We start from the raw sequence: 24,950 nt of genomic DNA, 5'->3' as shown, positions 1-24,950 counted from the left end.
GCGTGCGGCTGAGAACGCGGACCCGCACGGGGGCCCGGTCTCGGCCGCCGTCGGCGGGGTGCGCCGTCAGGACGATCCGCGTCTGTACGCCTGCCGGGAGGGCCGCGCCTGGCACACGCTGCGGAGCGGCCGGCGCAACGAGGCACCGCGGCTGCCGGCCGGGCCGGACCTCACGGCCAAGGATTTCCGTACGCCGTTCATCGGCGCCTCCCTCGCGTCGTACCGCTCTCCACCAGCGCGATCTGCGCCTCGACCCACCCGGGCAGTCTCCGCCGCTGGCGCAGGGCGGAGGGCATCTTGACCAGCGCCTCGCGCAGGGCCCGGCCGGCGCCGGGGCACCCGCCGCTCCAGTCCTGAAGCAGCCGGGCGGTCTCGCCCAGAGCCCGCGGCAGTGGTCTGCGGAGCCAGGCCGTGAGCAGCGAGTTGCGCCGCAGGGCGACGGTGCGCCCGGGCCGCTCACCCGGTGCGGGGCCGTGGTGGGAGATCAGGGAGGGCTCGTACACGACTCCCCAGCCCGCCGCCGTCAGGTCGTAGGCGAGGAGGGTCTCCTCACCGCCGAAGAAGAGCAGCCCGTGGTAGCCGCCCACTGCCAGGAACGCGGAGCGGCGTGCGATGGCGGCGCAGCCGAGGAACCCCAGCACGGGCGTGCCGGGGAGGTCGGCCCGCGTGGGCAGGGGTGAGCCCGCGAGGAGGGCGTTGACCGGGTCCTCCGAGGAACCGGGCTGCACGACGGTGCGAGCGGCCACGAGGCCGAGGCGGGGGTAGGTGTCGAAGAGCGCCTCGGCGGCCTTGAGGGCTCCGGGCTCCCACCACGAGTCGTCGTCGCTGAAGGCCACGTAGGGGGTGCGGGCGTGACGGGCCGCCAGGTTCCGTCCGACGGCTCCGGTGTTGTGTCCGGGGGACAGCAGCCGTGCCCCGGACGGGTGGGCCCGTACGGCTTGCGCCGTACCGTCCGTCGAGCCGTTGTCCACCACGAGGACGGGAGGGCTTTCGGGGAGCGCCTGGAGGCGGTCGAGGGTCCTGAGCAGACTCTCGCGCCGGTTGCGGGTGATGATCGCGACCGTGGTCCGCGCGGTCGCGCCGCACGCGCCCGGGACGGGCTCAGACATACGCTGTCACTTCTCCCGTGGGTCCGCCGCGCCGCAGAGCGGTGAGGGCGCCGCGCACCACGTGGCCCGTGTCGAGCTTCAGCAGCAGGGCGTCCGGCTCGGCCGCGTGCGGGTCCCCCGGGGGGCCGGGGTGCCAGAGCGTGAGGTGCCGTCGCCGGGCCGGCGGCCCCCACAACCGCGGTGCCACCGGCCCGAACAGCGTCACGGACGCGGTGCCGTGGGCGAACGCGAGATGGGCGGGGCCCGTGTCCCCGCTGATGAGGAGTGCGGCGCCGGCGATGAGCGCGGACAGCTGGTCGAATTCCAGGGTGCCGGCGAAGGTGTCCTGCCTCGGGAGACCGGCGGTCGCGGCCACCGTCGCGCACACGTCCTCCTCCCCCGGGCCTCCGGTGACGACGACTCGTCGCCCGGTCTCCCGGATCGCCGCCGCGACGGCGGCGTACCGGTCGGCCGGCCAGCGCCTGGCCACGGAGTCGGCGCCGGGGTGGAGGACGACGGCCCCGGGCGCTGGGGAGGGGCGCGACGGCGGCGCGATGCGGATGTCGTCGGGGTCCGCCGGGATGCCGTACGCCTCCAGGAACCGGCACCACCGCTGCCGCTCGTGTTCGTCGGCCCGCCAGCGCGGTGGCGAGGGATGCCCCGGCTCGGGGCGGGCGTACGACAGCAGCCGGCCCGGGGCGAGGGCGGCGAGCGCGTCGTGACTCGGGGTTCCGTTTCCGTGCAGGTCGATGGCGATCTCCGGCGGGGCGCCGGGCCAGTGGCTCAGCGACGGCACCTGACGGCCGTTGTCCGCCGTCGGGAAGTGCGTGTCCACGGTGCCGGTCGCCCGGACGGCGGCGCCGAGGCCCGCGGGCGCCGCCAGCACGAGCTCATGGCCGGGAAACGCCCTCCGCACCCCGCGCAGGGCGGGCACTCCCGCCAGCAGATCGCCCAGCCCCAGGGCCCGCAGAACCAGCACGGTGGGGCGCGCGCCGGCATGGGGGGCCGGTACCCCGCCCGCGGCAGGGGCCACCGGGCTCACCTGCGCCGGGTGGGCCGTGCGGCGCTCGCGGGACCGAGCGCGGCCCGTTCCACCAGCCGGGTGCTGGAGCGGCCGTCGAGGTACGGGAGCAACACCACCTGGCCGCCCCAGCTCTCCAGGAGGCCGGCTTCGGGGAGGTCGGAGAGGGCGTAGTCACCGCCCTTGGCCCAGACGTCGGGCCGCAGTTCTTCCAGCAGACGCTCGGGCGTGTCCTCGTCGAAGACGATCACGGCGTCCACGCAGTCCAGCGCCAGCAGGACCCGGACGCGGTCGGCGGCCGGGACGACGGGGCGCCCGCCGCCCTTGCGGCGGCGGACGGAGGCGTCGGAGTTCACGCAGACGACGAGACAGTCCCCGACCCTGCGGGCAGCTTGGAGGAGTTCGACGTGCCCGGCGTGCAGCAGGTCGAAGCAGCCGCCCGCCGCGACGACGGTGCCCCGCCTCTCGCGGACGCGTCGCACCACGTCGTGCGCCCCGCCGGTCCGCCCGGCACCCCCCTCGGACGTGGCGGGTCCGTGCAGCACCGCGTGCGCCCCGCCGGCGCTGACGAACCGTGCCGCGGCGTCGACCGCGTCGCGCACGGCCACTTCGGGCAGCTCTCCGTCGGCCAGCCGCCCGGCGACCGTGACGGCGAACCTGTCCCCCGCCCCGCAGCAGTCGCCGTCCGCCTTCCAGGGGGCGGGGACGAGCAGCGGCGTGCCGCCCCGCACCAGCATGGCGCCGTCCTCCCCCAGGGTGACCGCCATGGCCGCGACGTCCCACCTGTCCAGCAGGGTCCGGGCGTCCGCAGCCGCGGAGCGCAGCCGGTGACGGCCGCTCTCCCGCCGGCCCGCGGCCGCGGAGCGCCGTGCGTCCTGGCCGGCGAAGTGGCGGGCCTCCGAGGCCGCCGGCGTGGCCATCCGGGTACCTGCCACCGGCGGGCCACCGGCGGGGTGGGGGTCCCACACGAGTGGCACGTGGGCGGCCCGGCTCGTCAGAGCGTCGCGCAGGACGTCCGCGACGCCCCGGCCGTAGTCGGCGACCAGTACGGCACGGGCGCCGGCGACGGCCTCGGTCGCCGCCGCCGTGGCGCTCGCCGCCCGCCCGTCGCCGTCGTCGAGCCGGAGCAGCGGCCGGCCGTCGGCCATGAGCCGGGTCTTGCAGGCCAGGGGCCCGGTCAGGGGGATCTCGACGAGGCGGACGCGATCCCTGAGCATGTCCCGGACCGCGTGGGAGGACGCGTCGTCGCCGAGGGCGGTGACGAAGGTGATGTCCCGGCCGTCAGCGGCCGCGAGGCAGGCTGCCAGGGCCGCGCCGCCGGGGCGTGCGCGGCGCTCGGCCTGTCCGATGACGGGGACGGGCGCGTCCGGTGCCAGGCGCTCGGCACGGCCGGAGACGTCACGGTCGAGCAGGGCGTCACCGACGATCAGCAGCGGGGTGCGGGGCTTCACGCGAGGTCCTCCTCGGCCGGCTCGCCGTCCCCGGGCCGGGGGCGTTCCTTCCGGGGGGCGCGGGCGGCGATCTCGCGGTCGAAGCTCTCGCAGATCATGTGCACGGCGACCAGGTGGAGTTCCTGGACCGTCGCGGCGACCGCGGCCTCGACGCTGAGGACCTCGTCGCTCGCCGCGGCCAGGGGGTTGGGCGCGGGCCCGGTGAGGGACCAGACGGGCATGCCGATGCGCATGGCCTGCGTCGCCGCGCCCAGGAGATTGGCGCTCGCGCCGCTGGTCGACAGCAGCATCAGCACGTCGCCGGGGCGTCCGTGGGCGCACGTCTGCCGGGCGAACACCTCGTGCACGCCGTAGTCGTTGGCGATGGCGGTGGTCGACGAGGTGTCTGCGTGGAGCGCGATGGCCGAGTAGGCCGGGCGGTCGTCCCGGTAGCGGCCGACGAGTTCGGCGGTCAGGTGCTGCGCCTGGGCGGCGCTTCCGCCGTTGCCCGCCACGAGCAGCCGGCCTCCGCCGGAGAGGACGCGGGCCAGGGCCGCTCCCCACCGCTCGGTCACGTGGGCGGTCCGTCGGAAGGCCGGCAGGGCGCGCGCCAGGTCGTCACAGTGCTGGCCGGGTGCGATGAGCTTCATCGTGCCACCTCCGTGGGCAGGGGAACCGGGGTGAGCTGGGCGTAGACCCGTGCGACGCCGTCGGTCACCTCGTCCCAGCTGTACCGGGCGAGTGCGTGGGCGCGGCCGGCCTCTCCGTAGCGTGCGCGCCGGGACGGATCGTCGAGGAGGGAGCGGACCGTGGCCGCCAGGTCGTGGCCGCCGTCGTCGGCGGGGGGCACCAGGGTGCCGGTGACCCCGTCGACCACGGTGTCCAGCTGGCCGCCGACGGCCGTGGCGACGACCGGTGTGCCGCACGCCATGGCTTCGATGGGGACGATGCCGAACGGCTCGTATCGAGGCAGCGACAGCAGCAGGTCGGCGCTGGACATGAGCTGGGGCATCTTCTCCTGCGGCACACAGCCGAGCATCGTGACCCGCTCCGCCACGCCGTGCTCGGACGCGATCTTGCGCAGCCGTTCGGCTTCGGGATCGGCGAAGAGCAGGGGGGCGTCCGGGCCTCCGGCGATGAGCAGTTCGGCGTCGGGCACGTCGGCCAGGGCCCTGATCGCCCGGTCGAATCCCTTACGGGGAACGAGTCGCCCGACGGACAGGAGGCGGCGGGGCGCGCCCGGTGGCCGCCCGGGGGCGGGCACGGGCGTGAAGCGGGTGGTGTCGACCCCGCAGGGGACGACGGAGATCCGCTCCCTCGGGACGCCCATCGCGACGAGCTCGCCGACCTCGTCGGCGCACGTCGCGATGGTCCGGTCGGCCTCCCGGCCGATGCGTGCCTCGATGTCGATGCGCTCGGGCGGACTGGTGTCCTGCGTCCCCTGGTAGCGCTTCTTGACCGTGCCGAGCGCGTGGTAGGTCTGCACCACGGGGATGCCGGTACCGCGGGTGCCCGCGAGTGCCGCGAGACCGGACATCCAGAAGTGCGCGTGCACGACGTCGGGGCGCGCCAGGCGCCACATCCTGGCGAGGTAGGCGCCGAAGTCCGGCATCCAGGCCAGGAGTTCGTCCTTCGGCACGGCCGTCGGCGGCCCGGCCGGCACATGGACGACCTTGACCCCGAGCGGGGTGCGGACCAGGGTGGGCAGGTCGGGACCGTCGCGTCGGGTGTAGACGGTGACGTCATGTCCGCGCCCGGCCAGACGCGCGGCCAGCTGGGCCACGTAGACGTTCTGTCCGCCGGCGTCCGGGCCGCCCAGCTCGGCGAGGGGGCTGGCGTGTTCGGACACGAGGGCGATCCGGCCGGGGCGCGGCTTCGAGTACGTCATCGCGTGACCTCTTTCATGAGTCGTTCCCAGTCGTCCAGAAAGCGCTCGACTCCGTATCTGGCGCGGGCCGCGGCGCGGGCCCGGTCCCCGACCCGCCGGGCGTGGCCGATGTCCGCGAGGAAGTGGCGCAGCGCCTCGTGGAGCACCTCGGGCCGGTTGGAGACGACTCCCGCGTCCGGTGGCACCGCCTCGCGGACCTCCGTGGTCCCGAGAGCGACCACGGGCATGCCCAGGAACATGGCTTCCAGGAGGGAGAGCCCGAGCGAGGTCCAGCGCACCGGGTGGAGGTAGACACGGCGGCGTGCCAGGGCGGGGTGGAGCTCGCTCTGCGGGAGGTCGGCGGTGCGGCAGAGCTCCGGCGGCAGGCCGAGCCGGCCGGCCAGTTCCTGGGTGCCCATGCCGAAGACGTCCAGCGGCGCCGCCTCGGCGAAGCCGGGCAGCAGGTCCGTGCCGGTGGTACGGCCGCGCCGCACCGGTTCGTTGACGACGACGGCGGCCCGGGGTTCGGTGCCCGTCCACAGGTGTCCGGGGTCGATGATGCCGTGCTCGACGACGCTCGTGGGGGCCCGGCCGTTGTCCCACATCAGCCGGTTGAAGTGCGTGACGTGGACGACGGGGATGTCCGAGCGGTCCGCCAGCGGGTGCACCGTGTCCACGGCGGACCCGTGCGGGCTGTTGTGCTCGACGTACACGGCGGGCACGTCCTGCCCCGGTCGCCGGCCGGTCCAGGCGTGGGTGAGCTCGATCTCGTGCGGCCGTTGCAGGACGACCAGGTCGATGTCGCTGTCCCGCAGTTCCCCGGGGGTGCGCTCACGCACGTTCTGTGGCCAGGTCCACGTCCGGGCCCGTCCGAGTCCGTCCGGGCCCCGGTCGGGCGTGACCGGCACGAGGTAGGTGTGCGGCCCTTGGACGAAGGAGGTCAGCCACGAGCCGTGCACGTGCCAGATCAGAATGTTCATGAGCTCTCCTTCAGCAGCTTGTGCACGGCGCTCACCACGTCGTGGGCGGTGACGCCGTTCAGGCAGGGGTGTCCCGGCACCGGGCAGACGCGTGCCCGGGTGTCGGCGCACCCGGCCCGCTGGTCGCCGAGCAGCACGGTGGGGACGCCGTAGGGAGCCCACTGTTCAGCGGGTACGACGGGCGCGAACAGGGAGACGACGGGCGTCCCGACGGCGGCGGCCAGATGGGCGGGGCCGGTGTTCGCGCAGACGAGCGCGTCGGCGCCCGCCAGCACGCCGGCCAGTTTCCGGGGGCTGGTACGGCCTCCGAGGTCGATCGCGACGTCACCGCTGACCAGCCGCGTCAGGTCCGTCTCGCGGGGCCCTCCGGTGACGACGACCCGGTGGCCCGCGTCGGCCAGCAGCTGGACCGCTTCGGCGTGCCGCTCGGCGTCCCAGGAGCGTGCCGGGGCGCTCGCGCCCGGATGTACGACGACGTACGGGCCGTTGCCCGTCAGGGCGGCGGTGTCGGGTGGCGGCAGGACGCGGAGCCGGCCGTCGTCGCCCGGCGCCGGTGCGAACCCCATGGCCGTGGTGACGTCCAGGGCGGCCTCCGCCTCGTGACGCCCGGGAAGCCTGTGGTGCCGCACGTCGAGCAGCTGTCCGGCGTGGTCGGTGCTGTCGGCGCCGATGCTGCGGACACCGGCCAGCCTCAGCAGCAGGGCCATGGGCAGCGGACTCTGGTGGAAGGAGGTCAGGACGAGCGCGGCGTCCAGGGCCCGGGCCCGCAGCGCGTCCACGAGTCCCGGGACGTCCGCCTGGTCCACGGGCGGCGGGTGGGTGCCCTCCCAGGGGGCCTGCCAGACGATCACGTCGTCCACCCCGGGGAGCATGCGTGCCGCGGGTTCGCCCAGAGGCCCGCAGAGCACGGTGAGCCGGGAGGCCCGGCGCGCCGCCGCCCGGACGGCGGGGCCGGCGAGCAGCACGTCACCGAAGCTGTCGAGTCGTACGACGAGCACGTTCATGAGGAGCCCCCGTCGGTCGCGCGGAAGACGGAGTCCCGGCCCGGCCGGGCCAGCACGCGGCGCACGGCGGCCAGGATGTCGGGGGCCGGCTCCGCCTCGGCTGCCGTTTCCCCGGGCAGGGTCTCCGCGTTGGGGACGAGGATGCCCTCCGCGCCGGCCGCCCTGGCCGCGCGCACGTCGGCCGCGATGTCACCGATCACCACGCAGTCCTCGGGGCGCACGCCGAGGTACCGGGCCGCGGCCGACACCAGGCCGGGGTGCGGCTTGCGGCAGCGGCATCCGCTGCCGGGGTGGTGCGGGCAGTAGAGCCAGACGTCGAACGGGCCGACCGCTTCGTCGACGCGTGCGTTGACCCGGCGCACCTCCTCGTGTGTGAGCAGGCCGCGCCCGATCCCGGACTGGTTGCTGACGACCCCGGTCCTGATACCGGCCTCGCGTACGAGCCGCACGGCGTCGACGGCTCCCGGTATCGCGCGGACCAGATCCGGGTCGGCGTTGTAGGGCACGTCGTGCACCAGGGTGCCGTCCCGGTCGAACAGGACGGCGGCCGGCCGGGCGGCCGGGCCGGGGGCTTCGGAGCCCGCGTGTGCGTCGCGGCGCTTCGTCACGGGCCGACTCCCCAGGGCGCGGTGCCTCGGTGCCGTACGCGGCCCACGGCCCAGTGGCGGACGGCGAGGGGCGGGATGACGACACTCGTTCCGATCATGGTCACGACCTCGGGTGCGGTCCGGGGGCCGGGGGCGATCCGGGCCCACGCGAATTCCGCGGTGCCCAGGGCCCACACCCCCGCTGCCACCGCCGCGGCCCGCGGGCGCCCGCCCAGGATCAGACCCGCGGCGGCGAGGCCGGCGACGGTGACGGCGAGGTGGCGTGGCAGCCGGCCGCGGGGGGCCGCGGCCCTCCCCCACCAGTCGGCGCCGTGGAGGTGGCCCATCAGCGCGTCGTCGGCGTTTCCCCGCTGTGCGCGCACGGACACCATGCGGTCGGCGGGCCGGACGGGGTGCAGCGTGGAGCGGCTGCCCCGGGTCAGCTTCCAGCCCGCGTCCATCATGCGCAGGGCCAGGTCGGCGTCCTCGCGGAAGGCGCGGCGGAACCGTTCGTCGAAGCCGCCGGCCTTCCTCAGCGCCTGGGTGCGGTAGGCCATGTCGGCGGTGGCCCAGGCCGCGTCCTGCAGGCCCGCCGTGCAGCGTTCCCAGTCGGTGGGCTCCCGGTCGGCGGGCAGCGGGACCGTCAGCCGGCCCTGCACCCCCACGGTGACGGGGTCGGCAGCCGCCAGGTCGTCGGCGAGCCGGCTGCCCCAGTCGGCACCCACCCGTACGTCGTCGTCGAGGAAGACGACCCAGGGGGTGGTCACCTCCCGCAGACCCGCGTTGCGCGCGGCGGCCGGTCCCCGTCCGTGCGTGGCGAGCAGCCTCAGGCGGTCGGTGAGCGGACCCGCCCCGACGGTGTCGAGCGGTCCGTCGGCCGCCGGGCGGTCGTCGACGAGGAACACCTCGTACGGCGCGGGCACGGCCGCCGCGGCCAGCGCTTCGAGGCAGTCGGTCAGGCAGCGCCGGCCGATGGTGGGGATGACCACGGAGTACGAGACGCGGGGCCGGCCCGGGCGCCGTGCGTCGCCGGCCGTCATGAGAACACCTTCGCCCGGCGGACGAGGAAGGGACCGATGGCCAGCAGGTCGACGGGAGCCGAGCCGAAGCACTCCAGCGCCTCCCGGGGATGGTCGACCATGGGCCGGCCGGCCGTGTTCAGACTGGTGTTCACCACGACCGGGAGGCCGGTCCGCCGTTCGAACGCGGTGAGCATCCGGGCCACGAGCGGCTCGGCGGCGGCGTCCACGGTCTGGATCCGCGCCGTGCCGTCGACGTGGACCACGGCGGGGATGCGGTCCTTCCACTCCTTCGCCACCTCGTGGACGAAGAGCATGTACGGACTGGGCAGGGGGCCGTCGAAGAGCTCCGCGGCCCGTTCGGCGAGGACCATCGGGGCGACCGGCCGGAATTCCTCCCTGCCTTTGACCGCGTTCAGGCGTTCCAGGTTCTCGGCGCGTCCGGGGTGCGCGAGCAGGGACCTGTGACCGAGCGCCCGGGGGCCGAACTCGCTGCGCCCCTGGAACCACGCGACGATGCCGTCCTGCGCCAGTTCCTCGGCAACGGCCGCGGCCACGTCCTCGGGCTCCTCGTAGGGCAGGGCCGCCGTCTCCAGGATGCGCCGCAGCTCTTCGTCGCTCCAGCCCCTGCCGAGTGCCGCGGTGCTCATCGGCCGAACCGGGCCGTGCTCCGCGGCCACGTGCAGGGCCGCGCCGAGGGCGGTTCCGGCGTCGCCGGCCGCCGGCTGGACCCAGATCCGTTCGAACGGGCCCTCCCGGTGCAGGCGGGCGTTGGCGACGCAGTTCAGGGCCACTCCTCCGGCGAACGCCAGGCCGACGGCCCCGGTGCGGTCGTGCAGCCACCTGCCGAGGTCCAGGACGGTCTCCTCCAGGCAGTGCTGGGCGCTGGCCGCCAGGTCGGCGTGCTCCTGGGAGTAGGGATCACCGGGGCCTCTGCGCGGGGCGAAGTCGCTCCAGTGGACACCGCTGGCGAGGAACCCTCCGTCGCCGCGGCCGTGGACCCGTTCGCCGATCCGGTCGGCAAAGCGCGGCTTGCCGTACGAGGCGAGTGCCATCACCTTGAACTCGTCGCTGCTGCGCAGGAATCCGAGGTGATCGGTCAGCTCCTCGTAGAAGAGGCCGAGTGACTCCGGCAGCGGCTGGGTGCGCAGGATTTCGAGCCGGCCGGCCGTGTAGTTCCCGGCCAGTTGCGAGGAGCACTCGCCCCGTCCGTCGAGCACGAGTACCGCACAGTCGCCCAGGGGCGCGGCGAGTCCGGCGGACGCGGCGTGCGCCACGTGGTGCGCGACGAAGCGGACGCCGGCCGGGTCCAGCCCCGGCAGCGCCTCGGCCAGGAAGTCGGGGGCCCGGCGGGCGTAGATCTGCCGCAGTTGGTCCCATGGATCGTCCAGACCCATCTCCGCTGCGGGCAGGGCGAGTTCCGGGTCGTACGCATAGGCGACCGCGTCCAGGTCCGCCGCGGCGAGGCCGGCCTTCTCCAGGCACCACCGGGCGGACAGCTCCGGCAGTTCCCAGGCCGAGAAGGGCAGGGGGCGCTTACCGTGCTTGCGCCGGCTGAAGCGTTCCTCCTCGGCGGCGGCGACGATCTCACCGTCGATGACGAGGGCCGCCGACGGGTCGTGGAACAGTGCGTTGATGCCGAGCACACGCATGCGGGGTCTCCTTCAGACGTTCCCGGCCGGGTACGCGGCCGGGGTGCCGGGCAGCAGCGAGGAGAAGTACGCGATGGTGCGCTCCAGCCCCTCCTCCCAGGACACTCGCGGTTCCCAGCCGAACATCTCGCGTACGAGCGTGGTGTCCGGCCTGCGCCGTTCCGGGTCGTCGACCGGCCGTTCGATGAAATCGATCCGACTGCCGGAGTTGGTCAGTTTGACGATGCGGACGGCGATCTCCCGGACCGTCGTCTCGTCGCTGCCGCCGATGTTGACGGGCCGTACGGACCGGCTGGCCGCCACTCTCAGCACTCCGTCGAGCGTGTCGTCCACGTAGCACAGGGACCTGGTCTGGCTGCCGTCTCCGGTGACCGTCAGGGGTTCACCGGCGAGCGCCTGGCAGATGAACGTGGGGACGGCCCGGCCGTCGTGCGCCCGCATCCGCGGTCCGTAGGTGTTGAACAGCCGGACGATGCCGGCGTTCGTCCCCCGCGCTCCCGCGTGCGCCGTGACCAGCGCCTCGGAGAACCGCTTCGACTCGTCGTACACGCTGCGCGGCCCGACCGGGTTGACGTTGCCCCAGTAGTCCTCCCGCTGGGGGTGGACCATGGGGTCCCCGTAGACCTCCGAGGTCGAGGCCAGCAGCAGCCGGGCGCCGTCCCGGGCCGCGAGGCCCAGCGCGTTGCGGGTGCCGAGGCTTCCGACGTCCAGGGTCTCCAGGGGCATCCGCAGGTAGTCGGCAGGGGACGCGGGGCAGGCGAAGTGGAGCACGAGGTCGTAGGGCCCGGGGAGCTCTTGGGCACACGAGGGGTCCGATACGTCGCACTCGACGAAGCGGAACCCGCTCCGGCCGACGAGATGGGCCACGTTCTCGGACGATCCCGATGACAGGTTGTCGGCGCAGTCCACGTCGACACCGCCGTCCAGGAGGCGTTCGCACAGGTGCGAGCCCAGGAATCCGGCTCCGCCGGTCACTACGGCGCGCTGCCAGGGCAGTCGGTCACTCGCCGAAGGCGTCATGTACTGGCTCTCCCTTCATGTGGTCCGGCGGCACGCGTGCGCGCGCCCGCCCACAGCGAGCCGTCAGGCCATGAGCCGCACCTGAGACCCGTCGGGCCCGGCGTCGCGGCCCGGTCCGGGGACGCCGCGCCGCCCGCTGCACCCGCCGGTCCGTCCTCAGGTGGCGGTGACTCTCTGTGCGCACCGCCGCTGTCCGGCGGCGCACCGAGCGCTGTTCCCTCACGCTCGGCTCTCCCACGCATCCTGCCGAACCACGGCGCGCTCGCATCCCGGGGCCTGCCGTTGGAATGAACCGGGAAAGGCCAGGTGGAACGAACCGGCAAGGGCGGCCAGGCGATGACGGCTCACGCTCTCCGCCGCGCGCTCGACGCGCGCCTCAGCCCCCGCACACCGGCGGGCCGGGTGCTGGTCACCGGCTGGTTCAGCTTCGCGACGGTGAGGTGACAGCGGGTGACGCCCTCGCCCGAAGGGCCGTGCCGGCGTCCCTGGACTGCCCGGGCATCGCGCACGAGACCGTGGGGAGCCCCGTCTTCACCCCGGGGACGCTGGCCCTGGCGACAGCCGGGCCCGAGACGTACGAACAGCTGCTGCTCGTATGCGGTCCGGTCCACGGCGGGCAGCTGGCCGGACGCACCAGCGCTACACGACGTGCCGGCGCACGGCCATCGGAGTGAGCGTCGTGGACGAGAGGGACGACGCCGTCACCGGATTTCCCCGCGTCCTGGCACGCGATCACGGCGGCGAGGGCGCTTCCCCGACCTCGCGGCGACGGCCCCCGCGCAGTCGCCGCCGCCCCTCGTGGGAGTGGCGCTCGCCCATGGCCAGGGCTCCTGTCGCCACGCGTCCTGGACCGCTGGTGGGACCGGTGCCTGTCCCCGGCCGGCCGGTCAGCGGCCCGCGGAAGGGCGGTGCGCCTCGGCGGGCGGGACCTTGCGCCGCCCGTCGCGGAGCGGACCGGGCCTTCCTGACCGGCGAGGGGAGCGGGCAGGCGCGGACCCAGCCCCCGGGCCCTCTCTGTGAGCAACAACACCGGGCGGCGCATATCCCGTGCCACCAAGGGAGTTGAGAGTGTCGAGAGCGCTCCGGCGCGGCGCGGCGACGGGCGACGCTTGGGTCGGCGGCGACGGTTTGTGAAGATATAAGACGCCCGACGGTCGGCCGGCCACCTCAGTGGCCACCCCTCCCGGCCCTCGAGACTCCGCGACCTCGCCGCCTTCGGTGCCGACGTGCGCGTCACTCCCCCGGCCCCGTTGGAAAAGTGCTGCCCTGTGTCTGTCCCCGTCTCGTCCGAGGCCGCTCCCGCCCCGGCCGCCGCCGTCCCCCCTGCCCGCGCTCGCCGGCGCCGGGGCGGTGGCAGCCCCTGGCGGTGCCTGCGCACCCCGAGCATGCGCCGCTGGTCCGCGGCCAACCTCGTGTCGAACGCCGGCACCTGGATGCAGCTCACGGTGCAGAACCTGCTGGTCCTGCAGATCACCGGCTCGGCGGCCGCCACCGGTCTCTCACTGGCCGTGCAGGCCGGGCCCGGCCTGCTGCTCGGCGTCGTCGGAGGCGCGGCGGTCGACCGGTGGAACCGCAAGGTCACCGCCATGGTGAGCCAGGTGGTCCTCGGACTCGTCGCCTTCTCCACGGCGGCGCTGATCGGACTCGACCTCCTCAACATGCCGGTCCTGCTCCTCCTGGCCGCGGTGACCGGCATCGTGAACACCATCGACGGGCCGGCGACGTCCCTCCTGGGCAACGACCTGGTCCCGAAGGACGACGTGCCCTCCGCCATCGCGCTGGGTTCGATGGTGCACAGTGCCGGCCGTCTGGCGGGCACGGCGCTGGCCGCCGTCGCGGTGGGAACGCTCGGCACCGCGTCCGCGTACGTGGCCAACGGCGTGTCGTTCCTCTTCGTGGCGGCCGTCATCCCGTCCTTGCGGCCGGCGGCGCACGCGCTGCGGGAGGCGGCGCAGACGCGCCGCGCACCCGCGCCCCGCTCACCGGCGGCCGAAGCACCCGTCGGCCGGAGGCGCGCCCCGTCACGCGACAAGGCCTCCGAGGACGGGGCACGGGCCGGGCTCACGTACTTCATGAGCCGGCCCCGTCTCGTCGCGCTGGTGGGCATCACCGGACTCAGTTCGATCTTCGGACGCAACTACCAGCTGACCCTGGTGGTCCTGGTCATCGGGCCGCTCCACGGCGACCAGGGCGACTTCGGCACCGTCTCCACCGTGCTCGCGGTGGGCGGAATCGCGGGCGCGGTGCTCGCGGGGCGGCTGCGCAGGCCCACGGTGCGGCTGGTGGGCGTCCTGGCGGCCTGCGGAGGCCTGCTCCAGGTGGCCGCCGGCCTTTCGCCCGGACTCGTCGTGCTCGTCCTGCTGGTCATCCCCATGGCCGTCGTGGAGTCGCTGTCCGACACAGCGGGCGCGACCGTGCTCCAGACGGACCCCGCCCCGGAGATGCGAGGCCGGGTCCTCGGAGTCTGGCGCAGCGCCGGGACGGTCTGGGGGCTGGCCGGGCCTCCCCTGCTCGGTCTGCTGCTGGAGTACGCCGGTGCGCGCGGCGCCCTGGTCTCCGGCGGCCTGCTGATCGCCGGAGCCATCGCGCTGGGGGGCCTGCGTCACCGACGGATCACCCACCGCGCCTCGGGCGGGCGCCTCCCCGTGACCGCCTCCCTCGCTCCGGCGGCCGGGCTCTCCAACGCCTGACGCCCACCGGCCTCGGGGACCGGGGACCGACCGCCCACGCCGGACGCCTGGAGGCGGCCTGAAGCGCGCCGCCCCCGCCGCCCGGCTCCACGGGCGGCGGGGCAGCGGACGGCGGGGACACGTACGAGCCCCCGCCGTCCGGCTACGCGTCAGGGCCGGCGGAAGCCGGGAAGCGTTCCCAGGCCCGGTGAGCGCCCAGAAGGCGGGTGACTTCCCGCACCACTTCCTCGCTCGGCCCCGAGGCGATGCCGGGCGCGTCCGTGGGCACGCCCGCCGCGCTCAGGACCGCGTCGGCCCCGCCCCAGAAGCCGATCGCCTTGCCGTGCCGGAACGCCTCGGCCACGAGCATCAGCACCCGCGGATCCGCCGTGGCGGCCGAAGCGCCCGGGCTCCCCGCCTTGGCGTCCCTCGCACCGAGCGCGTCGGCGCCTGCCCCGGGTACGCCGGCCAGCAGGACCGCGTCGAACTCGATGGAGCGGGCGGTGGCGAAGCTGCGCTGCACGGTGACCGGATCGCCGTCCGCGTCGAGCTTCCCGCCCGCCGGGGCGACGACCAGCGGCACCATTCCGGCGTCCAGCACGGCACGGCGTGCTGAACGGACAGCGCCGAGATCCATGCCGGCGTCGGCGACGATGCCGACGACACGGCCGTCCGGCGGCCAGGTCTTGCCCACCTGGGACAGTGCGGGACTGGGCTGGGGCGATGCCGGCGTCTCCTCGGGAGCGGGGGCCGGCAGACCGAGCCCGGCGGCCACCCGCTCGCACAGCACGCCGTCGATCCGTGCGAGTACCTTCAGCGCCCGCAGCTTGATGTTCTCCTCGTAGCACTTGCCCAGTTCGAAGGTGTAGGCGCCGATGATGTGCTCACGCTCGACGGACGACATGCTGAGCCAGAACAGCCGGGCCTGGCTGAAGTGGTCGTCGAAGGAGGCAGGGGCCTCACGCACCTTCCTGCTCTCCGCCACCTCCACCGGTACCTCGATGAAGGCGCCGGAGTCCTCTCCGGCGAGGAACGGGCATCCGCCGTCCAGCGAATTGGGCCGGTAAGGGGCCACGCCCCGGTGCACGGCCGTCTGGTGCATGCCGTCGCGCAGCATGTCGTTGACCGGCGCGTGCGTGCGGTTGATCGGAAGCTGCGGGAAGTTCGGCCCGCCCAGGCGCGTGAGCTGGGTGTCCACGTACGAGAACAACCGTCCCTGGAGCAGCGGATCGTTGGTCACGTCGATGCCGGGCACCATGTTGCCCACGTGGAAGGCGACCTGCTCCGTCTCGGCGAAGAAGTTCGACGGGTTGGCGTTCAGGGTCATGAGGCCGATCGGCTGGACCGGCGCCAGCTCCTCGGGGACGATCTTCGTCGGGTCGAGGAGGTCGATGCCCTCGAACATCTGCTCGGGGTTGTCGGGGAAGGCCTGTACGCCCAGTTCCCACTGCGGGAAGGCTCCGGCCTCGATGGCATCGGCCAGGTCGCGGCGGTGGAAGTCCGGGTCCACGCCCGCCGCGATCTGGGCCTCCTCCCAGACCATCGAATGGACGCCCAGCTTCGGCTTCCAGTGGAACTTGACGAGCGTCGTGGCCCCCTCCGCGTCGACGAGACGGAAGGTGTGCACACCGAAGCCCTCCATCATCCGGTAGGAGCGCGGGATGCCTCGGTCGGACATGTTCCACAGGGTGTGGTGGGTCGCCTCGGAGTGGAGGGTGACGAAGTCCCAGAAGGTGTCGTGCGCGCTCTGCGCCTGCGGGATCTCCCGGTCCGGGTGCGGCTTGCCCGCGTGGATGACGTCGGGGAACTTGATCGCGTCCTGGATGAAGAACACCGGGATGTTGTTGCCGACCAGGTCGAACACACCCTCCTCGGTGTAGAACTTGGTCGCGAAGCCACGTGTGTCGCGTACGGTGTCGGCCGAGCCGCGCGACCCGAGCACGGTGGAGAACCGGACGAACACCGGGGTCTCCACGTCCTTGGCCAGGAAGGCCGCCTTCGAGATGTGCGCGGCCGACCCGTAGCCGCGGAAGGTGCCGTGCGCGGCGGCCCCGCGCGCGTGGACGACCCGCTCGGGAATCCGCTCGTGGTCGAAGTGGGTGATCTTCTCGCGCAGATGGTGGTCCTGCAGCAGGACCGGGCCCCTGGGCCCCGCCTTCAGCGAGTGATCGGTGTCGTGGAGGCGCGCCCCCTGCGCGGTGGTCAGGTAGGAGCCGCTCTGCGCCATCCGCGCCTGGCCGGCGCCCGTGGCCTGCCCGGTCGGGCTGACCGTCTCGGGCCCGCGCTGGTCCGGCTTCGGGGGCAGGGGCTCCCGGGGCGTGGTCGGCTCCTCCAGGGAGGGAGCGGCGCTGCCGGGCTTGCCGGGGATGCCTTCCTCGGGGCCTGACCCTTCCGGCAGCCCGCCGGCGGGCTCGGCCGCGGTGGGCTCGGGGTGCTTGTCGCTCATGACTGCTCCATCCGTAGGCGCGGGTGTGCGAGGGGCACGAAAGAGTCGGTTATCCAGAAACCGGGCATCGACACAACAAAAGCGCGGACCTGTCCCTCCGCGCCCCGCCGGCGCCGCTCGCCCCGGACCCCGGCGGACGCCGCATGGCGGAGCGAGCCGACCGACGCGACGGGGCCTGACCGAACACCAGTCGTAGCCGAGGTGAGGGCGGACAGCGACAAGAACGGCGCCCTGCTACGGCAGACGCGTTAGCCGGCCCCTCCAATGGCCGTCGTCCGGGCCTCCGGGAGGAACGGGGTCCGAAGCGAGCCGGCGAGCCCTGCGCGTGCCGTTCACGACCGGCGAGCGGGCGAGTCCCGCGCGTGCCGTTCACGACCGGCGCGTGGCGAGTCGCCCGCGTGCCGTTCACGACCGGCGCGCGGGCGTACGGAATGTCGGTTCGCCTCGAAAAGCCTAAGGTGGGAGTCCGACGCACCGCCGGTTCGGCCGGCGCCCTTCTGCGTGTGGAGACGCTCATGGCCATTCGTCATCAGCTCATCAAGCACCCGATGTCGGCCCTGTGGGCTGTCCTGGAACGGCCGGACCAGTTCGGCGAATGGGTGGTCGGTACGTCCGGCTCCCGAAGCCGGGAGGGGCAGTGGCCCGAGGTCGGGTCGTCGCTCGAGTACACCGTGCGCGTCGGCCCGAAGGAGTTCCACGGCCACACGACGGTGCGGCGCCTCGAACGCCCGCACACCCTTGAACTGGAGGCGCACAGCGGCTTCCTGGGAACGGCGCGCATCGCCTTCGACATCCGGCCGTGGGGCGACGACGAGACGCTGGTCCTGCTCGACGAGCACCCGCTCCGGGGCACGAGCGGCAGCTTGCACAACGCCGCCGTCGACGCGCTCCTCCAGATCCGTCACCGGGCCATGCTGGGGCGGCTCGCCTCCGCGGTCGACTCGCTGGCGGCGAGCGACAGCCGACGGTCCACGCCGTGAACGACGGCACCGGCCCGGCCCTCCCCAGGACGAAGGATGACGGCTGATGGCCGACGCGGTGGTGATCGGAAGCGGGCCCAACGGCCTGGTGGCAGCCAACCTTCTCGCGGACGCCGGATGGAGCGTCGAGGTCTTCGAGAGCCAGGACGAACCGGGTGGGGCGGTGCGCAGCGACCGGGGGGTGCATCCGGACTTCGTGAGCGACATCTTCAGCGCGTTCTATCCGCTGGCCGCCGCTTCTCCCGTGCTGAACGGTCTCGGCCTGGAACGTGAGGGGCTGCGGTGGAGCCGGGCGCCGTTCGTGCTCGCACATCCCCTGCTCGACGGCAGCTGCGCCGTGCTCGACCCGGACCGGGCGGGCACCGCGGCCCGGCTCGACCGGTTCGCGGACGGCGACGGCCGGGCGTGGACCTCCCTGTGCCAGGTGTGGGACCAGGTGGGTGACGACGTGCTGCGGGCTCTGTTCACCCCGTTCCCGCCCGTGCGGGCCATGGCCGCCTTGGCGGCCCGCCTCCACGCGGCGGGCGGGATCCGCCTGGCCCGGAGCCTGCTCCTGCCGGTGCGCCGGCTGGGCGAGGAGGAATTCTCCGGCCAGGGAGGGCGGCTGCTGCTGGCCGGCAACGCGCTGCACGCCGATCTGGCTCCGGAAGCCGCCGGAAGCGGCGGGTTCGGCTGGCTGATGGCCATGCTCGGGCAGGCGTACGGCTTCCCCGTGCCCGTGGGCGGCGCCGGCGCCCTGACCTCCGCGCTGGTCCGGCGCCTGCGGGCCCGCAACGTCGACGTCCACTGCGGCAGCCGGGTGACCGAGGTGGTCGTGCGGCGCGGCCGCGCCGTGGGAGTGCGCACGGAGAACGGCGATGCCGTACCGGCCCGCAAGGCCGTGCTCGCCGATGTGTCGGCGCCCTCCCTCTACCTCGACCTGATCGCCCCGGAGCATCTTCCGCCCCGCGTCTTCGGCGATCTCCAGCGCTTCCAGTGGGACTTCGCCACGTTCAAGGTGGACTGGGCCCTGAACCGGCCCATTCCCTGGAGCGCCGAGGAGGCCCGCTCGGCAGGCACGGTGCACGTGGCGGAGGGCATCGACGACCTCACCCTGTTCGCCGCGCAGATCGCCATGGGACAGATCCCGGAGCGTCCTTTCGCCCTGGTGGGCCAGATGACGACCGCCGACGCCTCGCGCTCGCCGCAGGGCACGGAATCGGCGTGGGCGTACACCCACGTGCCGCACCGCGTGAAGTCCGATGCCGGCGGGGACGGGCTCACCGGCCGCTGGGACGCGGCCGAAGCCGAGAGGTTCGCCGACCGGCTGGAACAGCGCATCGAGAGCTACGCACCGGGGTTCAGGAGTGGTGTCATGGCCAGGCGCGTGCTCCCCCCTCCCGCCCTCCAGGCCGCCGACAGCAACCTGCACGGCGGTGCGATCAACGGCGGGACCACCAGCCTCCACCAGCAACTGGTGTTCCGGCCCCTGCCCGGCACCGGCCGGCCCGAGACGGCGGTCCGTGGCCTCTACCTGGCCTCGGCCTCAGCCCATCCGGGCGGTGGCGTGCACGGTGCGCCGGGGGCCAACGCCGCTCGGGCCGCGCTCCGCGCGCGGGGCGCCGCCGCACTGGTCTCGACCGGGCGGCGCGCGCTGGCTCACCGCAACCGGGCCGCCGAGCCGCCCAGGTGACGGGGCGTGCCGCCGCCACGGGCGAGAGACGCGGCGCCCGGGCCGGTCCCCGTCCTCCCCCGCCGGTGGCCCTTCCGCTCGTGTCCCCCTGCCGCTCGGGCACAGGATCGTCCACGGGGCGCGCCCTCGGGCACTCCGTGGGGGCATCGGAAGCGTGCGAGCCGAGGGGGCGCATCGTCAGCGTGATCAGGTCGTCACACGCGGCGGCATCACACGCGGCGGTTCGTGAGCGTGAACAGTCCTCCGTCCGGATCCTGCAGCACGCGTGAGAAGCCGTCAGGCGACCAGGCGGTGACCGGCAGTTGCGGCTTGCCGCCGCCTGCCGCGACGGCGGTGGCCACGGCCCGTTCCACGTCGTCGACTGCGAAGTTCACCAGCCAGCGCGGCCTCGACTGCGGCTGCGCCGACGTCTGAACGCCGCCGCCGCGCAGGGAGAGGGCGTCCCGCCCGTCCCGCTCCACGAGGACGTGGTCGCGCCGGTAGGCCACATCGATGCCCGGCTCGTCGGCCCAGCCGAAGACCTCTCCGTAGAAGACCGCGGCCTCGAACACGTCACGGGTCTGCAGGTCCAGCCGCGCGGGGGCGCTCTCCTCGCCGACCGTCCACGCCAGGGCCGGCCCTTCCCAGAACCCGAAGGCCGCCCCGTCCCGGTCGGCGGCCAGTCCCGCCCGCCCCTCGCCCAGGGCCACGGGGCCCACGGCCAGGGTGGCCCCTCGTTCCCGGATCCGTGCGGCCGTCACCGTGGCGTCGCGTACGGCGAAGTACGGGGTCCATACCGAGGTCTGGGCCAGGCCCGGCCGACGTTCGCCGATGCCCGCCACCGGCCGGCCGTCGACCGCCGCCACGAGGAAGCCGCCGCCCAGCGAACTCGGCCGGAAGTCCCAGCCCAGTACCGCAGCGTAGAAGGCCTGGGCCGCCCGCAGATCACTGACCATCAAGTTGACCCAGCACGGGATTCCCGGTGCCGGCACCACACGCTCCGCAGCAGACATCAGCCGTCCTTCACCGTCGACGTGGGCCAGGCCCCTCCGGATCCGGGTTCCCGGGCCCGCAGCGGACGAACGTACCGGCTCGTGCCGCACGGCGAGAGGTGACCGGGCCGCTTCCCGGGCCGGAGTCCGCCGCGGACGTGAACACGAGGGGGCCACCTGCCCGGCGGCGGCCCCTGGCCGGGCGGCTCCGTCAGCCGGTCGCACCGATGCGGGAGAAGACACCGGTGTCCAGGTGGGCGAGGAGGTCTGCCGCGTCCTGGTACACCTCGACGGCCCCGGCGGTCACCAGGTCCTCGCGGGGGATGCCGCCCGACAGGACCGCCACCGGGGTGACGGACGCGCTGGTCGCGGCTTTCATGTCCCAGACCGAGTCGCCCACGTACACCGTCTCCTCGCAGGTGGCGCCCGCGAGCTCCATCGCGTGCCGGATCGGTGCGGGGGCCGGCTTGCCCTCGCTGACGTCGTCGGCACTGGCCGTGTCGGTGATGGCGTCGTCTGCGTCGAGTGCCTTGCGCAGCGCCTGCAGTTCCGGACCGGTCGCCGACGTGGCCAGGACCACCGTCCACCCCCGTGCCGCCAGGGTGCGCAGGAGGCGCGCCGCACCGTCCAGGACGGGCAGGCGCTCGAAGTAGGTCGCGTAGAGCGTGGAATGGGCGGCGCTGATGCCGGCGTCCCGCTCCCGGTCCCGGTCCGCTCCGAGGAGATGCTCGATCAGGTCCGCCGACCCGAGGCCGATCGCCCGGTGCACCGCGCTCATCGCGACGGTGTGGCCCGCCTGCCGGAACGCCTCCCACCACGCGGTGGCGTGCAGGTAGTTGGTGTCCACCAGCGTTCCGTCCACATCGAACAGGGCCGCGCGCGTCATATCGGTTCCTTCCGGTCGGAAGCCGGGACATCCGGGGCCGCTCCGTGCCCGCTGCGCGGTCGTCCGACGGATCAGAAGGTGACCGTCTCGGCGCGGCGGATATCGGCGCCCATGTTGCGCTCCATCATCCGCAGCCCGGCCTGCGCGAGGTCCTCGTAGATGTGAGCGACACCGTCCCGCGGAATTGTAATGTCCAGATGCCGGATGTGCGCGTCCAGCGCCGAGTAGAGGACGCACTGCTCCGTCACCTGGCCGCAGAGCACCACGTGGGTGACGCCAAGCTGCTGCAGCAGATACTCGAGGGGCGTCTCGTAGAAGATCGAGTGCCTGGCCTTCACGACGAACAGGGAACGCTCGTCCGGCCGCAGCGGCTCCACGAGGTCCGGCCGGGCTCCGTCCATGGCCATGGCCACGATCTCTCCGTGATGGGACCGCCATTCCCCGAAGTTGTCGTTGGCGTAGATCACCGGAGCGTCCTGTGCGCGGGCCGCCTCCAGCAGCCGGGCGATCACGGGGACGGCACGTTCCACATCGGGAAGGAGCTGTTCGGCGTCCTTGTGCCGGTAGTTGTTGATCATGTCGATGACGATCAGCGCCGTACGTCCCATGCATCCGATGGTGGCATCCTCCCGCCGTGTCTGCGAGCTGTCCCGCGCGGGACCACGCGCGCAAGTCCCCCGGGGACGAGGCCCGCGCGCAGGGCCCGGTCCGGCGCGTCGCACGTCACGGCAGGGGCCGCGAGGGAGAATGCTGCACTACCGACTACGTGCGAGGAACACAGTGACGGCCTCCCGCCTTCGGCGTTCGTGGACGCTGCTTCCCCTGCTGCCGGCGGTGGTTCTTCTCTGCGCGTGCGACGACAGGGCGTCGGCTGCCCGGAGCGCGGCGGCCGCATTCGAGCGGGCGTGGGAGGGCCACGACGCGGAGGCTGTGTGCGCCGCCCTGGCGCCGGGAACCAGGTCCGCGTTGGAGTCCGACGAACAGGCCGGGTGCCCGAAGGCCCTCGGTGAGATCCCCCTTCCCGTAGGCGGACGTCCTCGGACGGTGAACGTCCACGGTCGTCAGGCCCGTGCCGTCCTCGCGTCCGACACCCTGTTCCTGTCCCTGTTCCCCGGCGGATGGAAGGTCGTGGCGGCCGGCTGCACACCCCGCACGGACAAGCCCTACACCTGCGTGCTCAAGGGGGCGTAGCGGCGTGAGAACCCTCTTCGTCCTGTGTCTGGCCGGCGTTCTCGTCGGTCTCGCGTACTTCCTGACCGTGGGACTGATGAACCGGTGACGCCGCCGGCCGATGGTGCACCGCGTCGAAGGACCCGAACACGGGAGAAGGGCTCCTTGCGCGTCTTCATGCGCGACAATTCGCTGACGCTCGCCTTCGGAGCGGCGTTCCTTCTGGCGTTGACCGGCCAGGCGATCGTGGGCCACATCGAATTCAACGAGCAGCTCGCCGTGGACGATCTCTACCCCGTCACCTTCGGCACCTATGTGACGTCGTCCGACTTCGCGGTCGACGTGACGGAGAACTGGCAGTCGGAGTACCTGCAGTTCTTCCTCTACATCTTCGGCACCGTCTGGCTGCTCCAGCGCGGCTCGCCGGAGTCCAAGGGGGTGCACGAGGCCGGGCCGGAGTCCGACGAGGAGCAGCGCATGGGCGTCCACGCACGCCCCGACTCGCCTCGGTGGGCCGCGGCCACGGGATGGCGGCGGGCGGCGTTCTCCCGTTCGCTCGGCATCACCATGGGAGCCCTCTTCCTGCTGTCCTGGTTCGCCCAGTCCGTGGCGGGTGTCGCCTCGTACAACGAGCAGCGGCTCCGCCAGTTGGAAGCGCCCGTCAGCTGGGGCGGCTACCTGGTGTCCGCCGACTTCTGGAGCCGCACGCTGCAGAACTGGCAGTCGGAGTTCCTGGCCGTCGCCTCCATGGTCATTCTCTCCGTCTACCTGCGTCAGCGGGGCTCACCGGAGTCCAAACCCGTCGGTGCATCCCATGGAGCCACCGGGGTGGAGGGGTGAGCCGGCACACCACCTCGCGCCCGGGCCGGGAGCCGGGGCCGCGTGGGCGAAGATGTCGCCCCTCCCCGAGTCCTTCCGGCCGTCGGGGGAACAGGTGATCCATGACGATCCGATCTGAACTGCCGGGTGTGGCCGAGTCCTACTGGATGGCCACGGTGCCCGCCGCCCCGCGGCCCCCGCTGGATGCCGACACGACGGCGGACGTCGTCGTGATCGGTGGCGGCATGGCCGGGCTGAGCATCGCCTGGGAACTGACCGTGGCGGGACGGCACGTGACCGTACTGGAAGCGGATCGCATCGCCGCCGGGGTGACAGGGTACACGACGGCCAAACTCACCGCGGCCCACTCCCTCGTCTACGAGCGGCTGCGCCGCACGCGGGGGCCCGAGGGCGCGCGACAGTACGCCCACTCGCAGCAGGCGGCGGTGGACCGGGTCGGGGCGGTGGCGGACGAACTGGGCATCGACTGCGACTTCGAACGCTCCTCGGCTCTGACCTACACCACCGATCCGCACCGGCGCGCCCTGTTCGAGGCCGAGGCCGACGCCGCCTCGGAGGCAGGCCTGGACGCCCGCTTCGTGACAGCGACCGACCTGCCGTTCCCGGTCGCCGCCGGCGTACGGGTCACACACCAGGCACAGTTCCATCCGCGCAGGTACCTGCTGGGCCTCGCGGACGCGATCGTCGCGCGCGGCGGCGCCCTTCATGAGCGGACCCGGGTGACCGGCCTCACCGAAGGCAGCCCCTGCCGGGTGAGCACGGAACGCGGCACGACGGTCACGGCCGCGGACGTCGTCGTCGCCACGCATTACCCGGTCTTCGACCGTGCGCTCCTCTTCGCACGCCTGTCACCGCGTCGCGAACTCGTCGTCGCCGCTCCGCTGCCCGCGGCCCAGGCTCCGAAGCACATGTACATCACCGACGACCTGGGAAAACGGTCCGTCCGCACAGCGCCGCTCGACGAGCAGCGGCGGCTGCTGATCGTCACCGGTGAGAGCTTCACGCCGGGGACGGGCGACAGCCGCGAACGGTTCCTCCGGCTGGACGCGTGGATGCACGAGCACTTCCCGGTCGGCGACACGGCCTACCGGTGGGCTGCCCAGGACAACGACGTGAGCGACGGCGTCCCGTTGGTCGGGCCCTTCCACCCCGGGGCGCGCCATGTGTATGTGGCGACCGGGTTCGGGGGCTGGGGAATGAGCGGGGGCGCCATGGCCGGACAGCTGCTGGCATCGGCGCTCACCGGCACGGCACCCGACTGGGCGAGCCTCTACGACCCGCGCCGGCTGCGGGCCACCGTCCGGGAGGGGACGCAGCTGCTGAAGCAACAGGCGGAGGTGGCCCGGCACTTCGTCGGTGACCGGCTGAGGAGCACCCACGTCGACTCCGTGGACGACATCACCCCCGGCACGGGAGCGGTGGTACGCGTCGACGGGCGGCGCTGTGCCGTCTACCGCGACGAAGGCGGAAACGTCCACGCCCTGTCGGCGCGCTGCACCCACCTGGGCTGCCTGGTCGCGTTCAACGAAGCGGAGACCGCGTGGGAGTGCCCGTGCCACGGTTCGCGGTTCGGCATCGACGGCGAGGTGGTCCAGGGACCCGCCCTGCGGCCGCTGCCCCCGCGCGCCGTGTGAGCGGGCGGGGGCAC

General features: G+C 73.7%; 22 protein-coding genes. 7 read left to right on the top strand and 15 right to left on the bottom strand.

Annotation, left to right across the window (positions count from 1 at the left end):
• Window positions 1–197 precede the first annotated feature (197 nt).
• The 11 genes from ABZ454_RS16810 to ABZ454_RS16760 are packed head-to-tail and all read right to left on the bottom strand — an operon-like array spanning window position 198 to window position 11,668.
• Window positions 198–1,109 (bottom strand): glycosyltransferase, encoded by a 912-nt coding sequence (locus tag ABZ454_RS16810; RefSeq protein ID WP_359538646.1) that lies wholly within the window; start codon window positions 1,107–1,109, stop codon window positions 198–200.
• Window positions 1,102–2,130 carry a glycosyltransferase family 9 protein gene (locus tag ABZ454_RS16805; protein ID WP_359538643.1) on the bottom strand — a complete coding sequence of 343 codons (1,029 nt, stop codon included), beginning with the start codon at window positions 2,128–2,130 and terminating at the stop codon, window positions 1,102–1,104. The genes ABZ454_RS16810 and ABZ454_RS16805 overlap by 8 nt, the downstream gene beginning before the upstream one ends.
• Window positions 2,127–3,560, bottom strand: a complete 1,434-nt coding sequence (rfaE2, locus tag ABZ454_RS16800; protein WP_359538641.1) for a D-glycero-beta-D-manno-heptose 1-phosphate adenylyltransferase — start codon at window positions 3,558–3,560, stop codon at window positions 2,127–2,129. Before rfaE2 ends, ABZ454_RS16805 begins: the two co-directional genes overlap by 4 nt.
• A complete protein-coding gene (locus ABZ454_RS16795) occupies window positions 3,557–4,189 on the bottom strand; it encodes an SIS domain-containing protein (RefSeq protein WP_359538639.1) in 633 nt (210 codons plus the stop codon). The genes rfaE2 and ABZ454_RS16795 overlap by 4 nt, the downstream gene beginning before the upstream one ends.
• The gene (locus tag ABZ454_RS16790; protein ID WP_359538637.1) at window positions 4,186–5,427 is read right to left on the bottom strand and encodes a glycosyltransferase; all 1,242 of its coding nucleotides are present in this window, start codon (window positions 5,425–5,427) and stop codon (window positions 4,186–4,188) included. Before ABZ454_RS16790 ends, ABZ454_RS16795 begins: the two co-directional genes overlap by 4 nt.
• Window positions 5,424–6,386 carry a glycosyltransferase gene (locus ABZ454_RS16785; protein ID WP_356320453.1) on the bottom strand — a complete coding sequence of 321 codons (963 nt, stop codon included), beginning with the start codon at window positions 6,384–6,386 and terminating at the stop codon, window positions 5,424–5,426. Before ABZ454_RS16785 ends, ABZ454_RS16790 begins: the two co-directional genes overlap by 4 nt.
• The gene (locus tag ABZ454_RS16780) at window positions 6,383–7,390 is read right to left on the bottom strand and encodes a glycosyltransferase family 9 protein (protein WP_359538635.1); all 1,008 of its coding nucleotides are present in this window, start codon (window positions 7,388–7,390) and stop codon (window positions 6,383–6,385) included. Before ABZ454_RS16780 ends, ABZ454_RS16785 begins: the two co-directional genes overlap by 4 nt.
• Window positions 7,387–7,998 carry an HAD-IIIA family hydrolase gene (locus ABZ454_RS16775; RefSeq protein WP_359538633.1) on the bottom strand — a complete coding sequence of 204 codons (612 nt, stop codon included), beginning with the start codon at window positions 7,996–7,998 and terminating at the stop codon, window positions 7,387–7,389. Before ABZ454_RS16775 ends, ABZ454_RS16780 begins: the two co-directional genes overlap by 4 nt.
• A complete protein-coding gene (locus ABZ454_RS16770) occupies window positions 7,995–9,017 on the bottom strand; it encodes a glycosyltransferase (protein WP_359538631.1) in 1,023 nt (340 codons plus the stop codon). The genes ABZ454_RS16775 and ABZ454_RS16770 overlap by 4 nt, the downstream gene beginning before the upstream one ends.
• On the bottom strand, window positions 9,014–10,648 hold the full coding sequence (locus ABZ454_RS16765) for a carbamoyltransferase C-terminal domain-containing protein (protein WP_359538629.1): 1,635 nt from the start codon (window positions 10,646–10,648) through the stop codon (window positions 9,014–9,016). The genes ABZ454_RS16770 and ABZ454_RS16765 overlap by 4 nt, the downstream gene beginning before the upstream one ends.
• Window positions 10,649–10,660: 12 nt before the next feature.
• Window positions 10,661–11,668 (bottom strand): NAD-dependent epimerase/dehydratase family protein, encoded by a 1,008-nt coding sequence (locus ABZ454_RS16760; RefSeq protein ID WP_359538627.1) that lies wholly within the window; start codon window positions 11,666–11,668, stop codon window positions 10,661–10,663.
• A 306-nt stretch (window positions 11,669–11,974) separates the two neighbouring features.
• Between ABZ454_RS16760 and ABZ454_RS16755 the strand changes: the two genes are divergently transcribed.
• Together ABZ454_RS16755 and ABZ454_RS16750 are read left to right on the top strand one after the other, a co-directional pair.
• Window positions 11,975–12,112: a hypothetical protein gene (locus ABZ454_RS16755; protein WP_359538625.1), complete on the top strand. Its 138-nt coding sequence runs from the start codon at window positions 11,975–11,977 to the stop codon at window positions 12,110–12,112.
• Window positions 12,113–12,936: 824 nt separating this feature from the next.
• Complete coding sequence (locus ABZ454_RS16750; protein ID WP_359538623.1) at window positions 12,937–14,358, top strand: MFS transporter; 1,422 nt, start codon at window positions 12,937–12,939, stop codon at window positions 14,356–14,358.
• Window positions 14,359–14,500: 142 nt separating this feature from the next.
• Here the strand turns inward: ABZ454_RS16750 and ABZ454_RS16745 are convergent, their stop codons facing one another.
• Window positions 14,501–16,783, bottom strand: coding sequence for a catalase (locus ABZ454_RS16745; RefSeq protein ID WP_359538622.1), 2,283 nt, complete (start codon window positions 16,781–16,783; stop codon window positions 14,501–14,503).
• Window positions 16,784–17,298: 515 nt separating this feature from the next.
• Between ABZ454_RS16745 and ABZ454_RS16740 the strand changes: the two genes are divergently transcribed.
• A complete protein-coding gene (locus ABZ454_RS16740) occupies window positions 17,299–17,763 on the top strand; it encodes an SRPBCC family protein (RefSeq protein WP_359538619.1) in 465 nt (154 codons plus the stop codon).
• Window positions 17,764–17,809: 46 nt separating this feature from the next.
• Window positions 17,810–19,435 (top strand): NAD(P)/FAD-dependent oxidoreductase, encoded by a 1,626-nt coding sequence (locus tag ABZ454_RS16735; protein ID WP_359538618.1) that lies wholly within the window; start codon window positions 17,810–17,812, stop codon window positions 19,433–19,435.
• 209 nt (window positions 19,436–19,644) lie between these two features.
• Here ABZ454_RS16735 and ABZ454_RS16730 read toward each other — a convergent pair whose 3' ends face one another.
• The 3 genes from ABZ454_RS16730 to ABZ454_RS16720 all read right to left on the bottom strand — a co-directional run bounded on the left by ABZ454_RS16730 (window position 19,645) and on the right by ABZ454_RS16720 (window position 21,900).
• Entirely contained in the window at window positions 19,645–20,427 is a 783-nt protein-coding gene (locus tag ABZ454_RS16730) for a VOC family protein (RefSeq protein ID WP_359538616.1), read from the bottom strand.
• Window positions 20,428–20,617: 190 nt separating this feature from the next.
• A complete protein-coding gene (locus ABZ454_RS16725; RefSeq protein WP_359538614.1) occupies window positions 20,618–21,292 on the bottom strand; it encodes an HAD family hydrolase in 675 nt (224 codons plus the stop codon).
• Between the two features lie 71 nt (window positions 21,293–21,363).
• Window positions 21,364–21,900 carry an isochorismatase family cysteine hydrolase gene (locus ABZ454_RS16720; RefSeq protein WP_356320429.1) on the bottom strand — a complete coding sequence of 179 codons (537 nt, stop codon included), beginning with the start codon at window positions 21,898–21,900 and terminating at the stop codon, window positions 21,364–21,366.
• A 436-nt stretch (window positions 21,901–22,336) separates the two neighbouring features.
• Between ABZ454_RS16720 and ABZ454_RS16715 the strand changes: the two genes are divergently transcribed.
• From ABZ454_RS16715 to ABZ454_RS16705, 3 genes are all read left to right on the top strand, one after another.
• The gene (locus ABZ454_RS16715) at window positions 22,337–22,483 is read left to right on the top strand and encodes a hypothetical protein (RefSeq protein WP_359538612.1); all 147 of its coding nucleotides are present in this window, start codon (window positions 22,337–22,339) and stop codon (window positions 22,481–22,483) included.
• Window positions 22,484–22,639: 156 nt separating this feature from the next.
• Window positions 22,640–23,302: a DUF6766 family protein gene (locus ABZ454_RS16710; RefSeq protein ID WP_359538748.1), complete on the top strand. Its 663-nt coding sequence runs from the start codon at window positions 22,640–22,642 to the stop codon at window positions 23,300–23,302.
• Between the two features lie 101 nt (window positions 23,303–23,403).
• Window positions 23,404–24,936, top strand: a complete 1,533-nt coding sequence (locus ABZ454_RS16705) for an FAD-dependent oxidoreductase (RefSeq protein WP_359538609.1) — start codon at window positions 23,404–23,406, stop codon at window positions 24,934–24,936.
• Window positions 24,937–24,950: the final 14 nt, after the last annotated feature.

This window comes from Streptomyces sp. NPDC005803, from assembly GCF_040630435.1.
In the GTDB taxonomy this organism is placed as follows: Bacteria; Actinomycetota; Actinomycetes; order Streptomycetales; family Streptomycetaceae; genus Streptomyces.
This window is presented reverse-complemented; position numbering and strand designations above follow the sequence as displayed.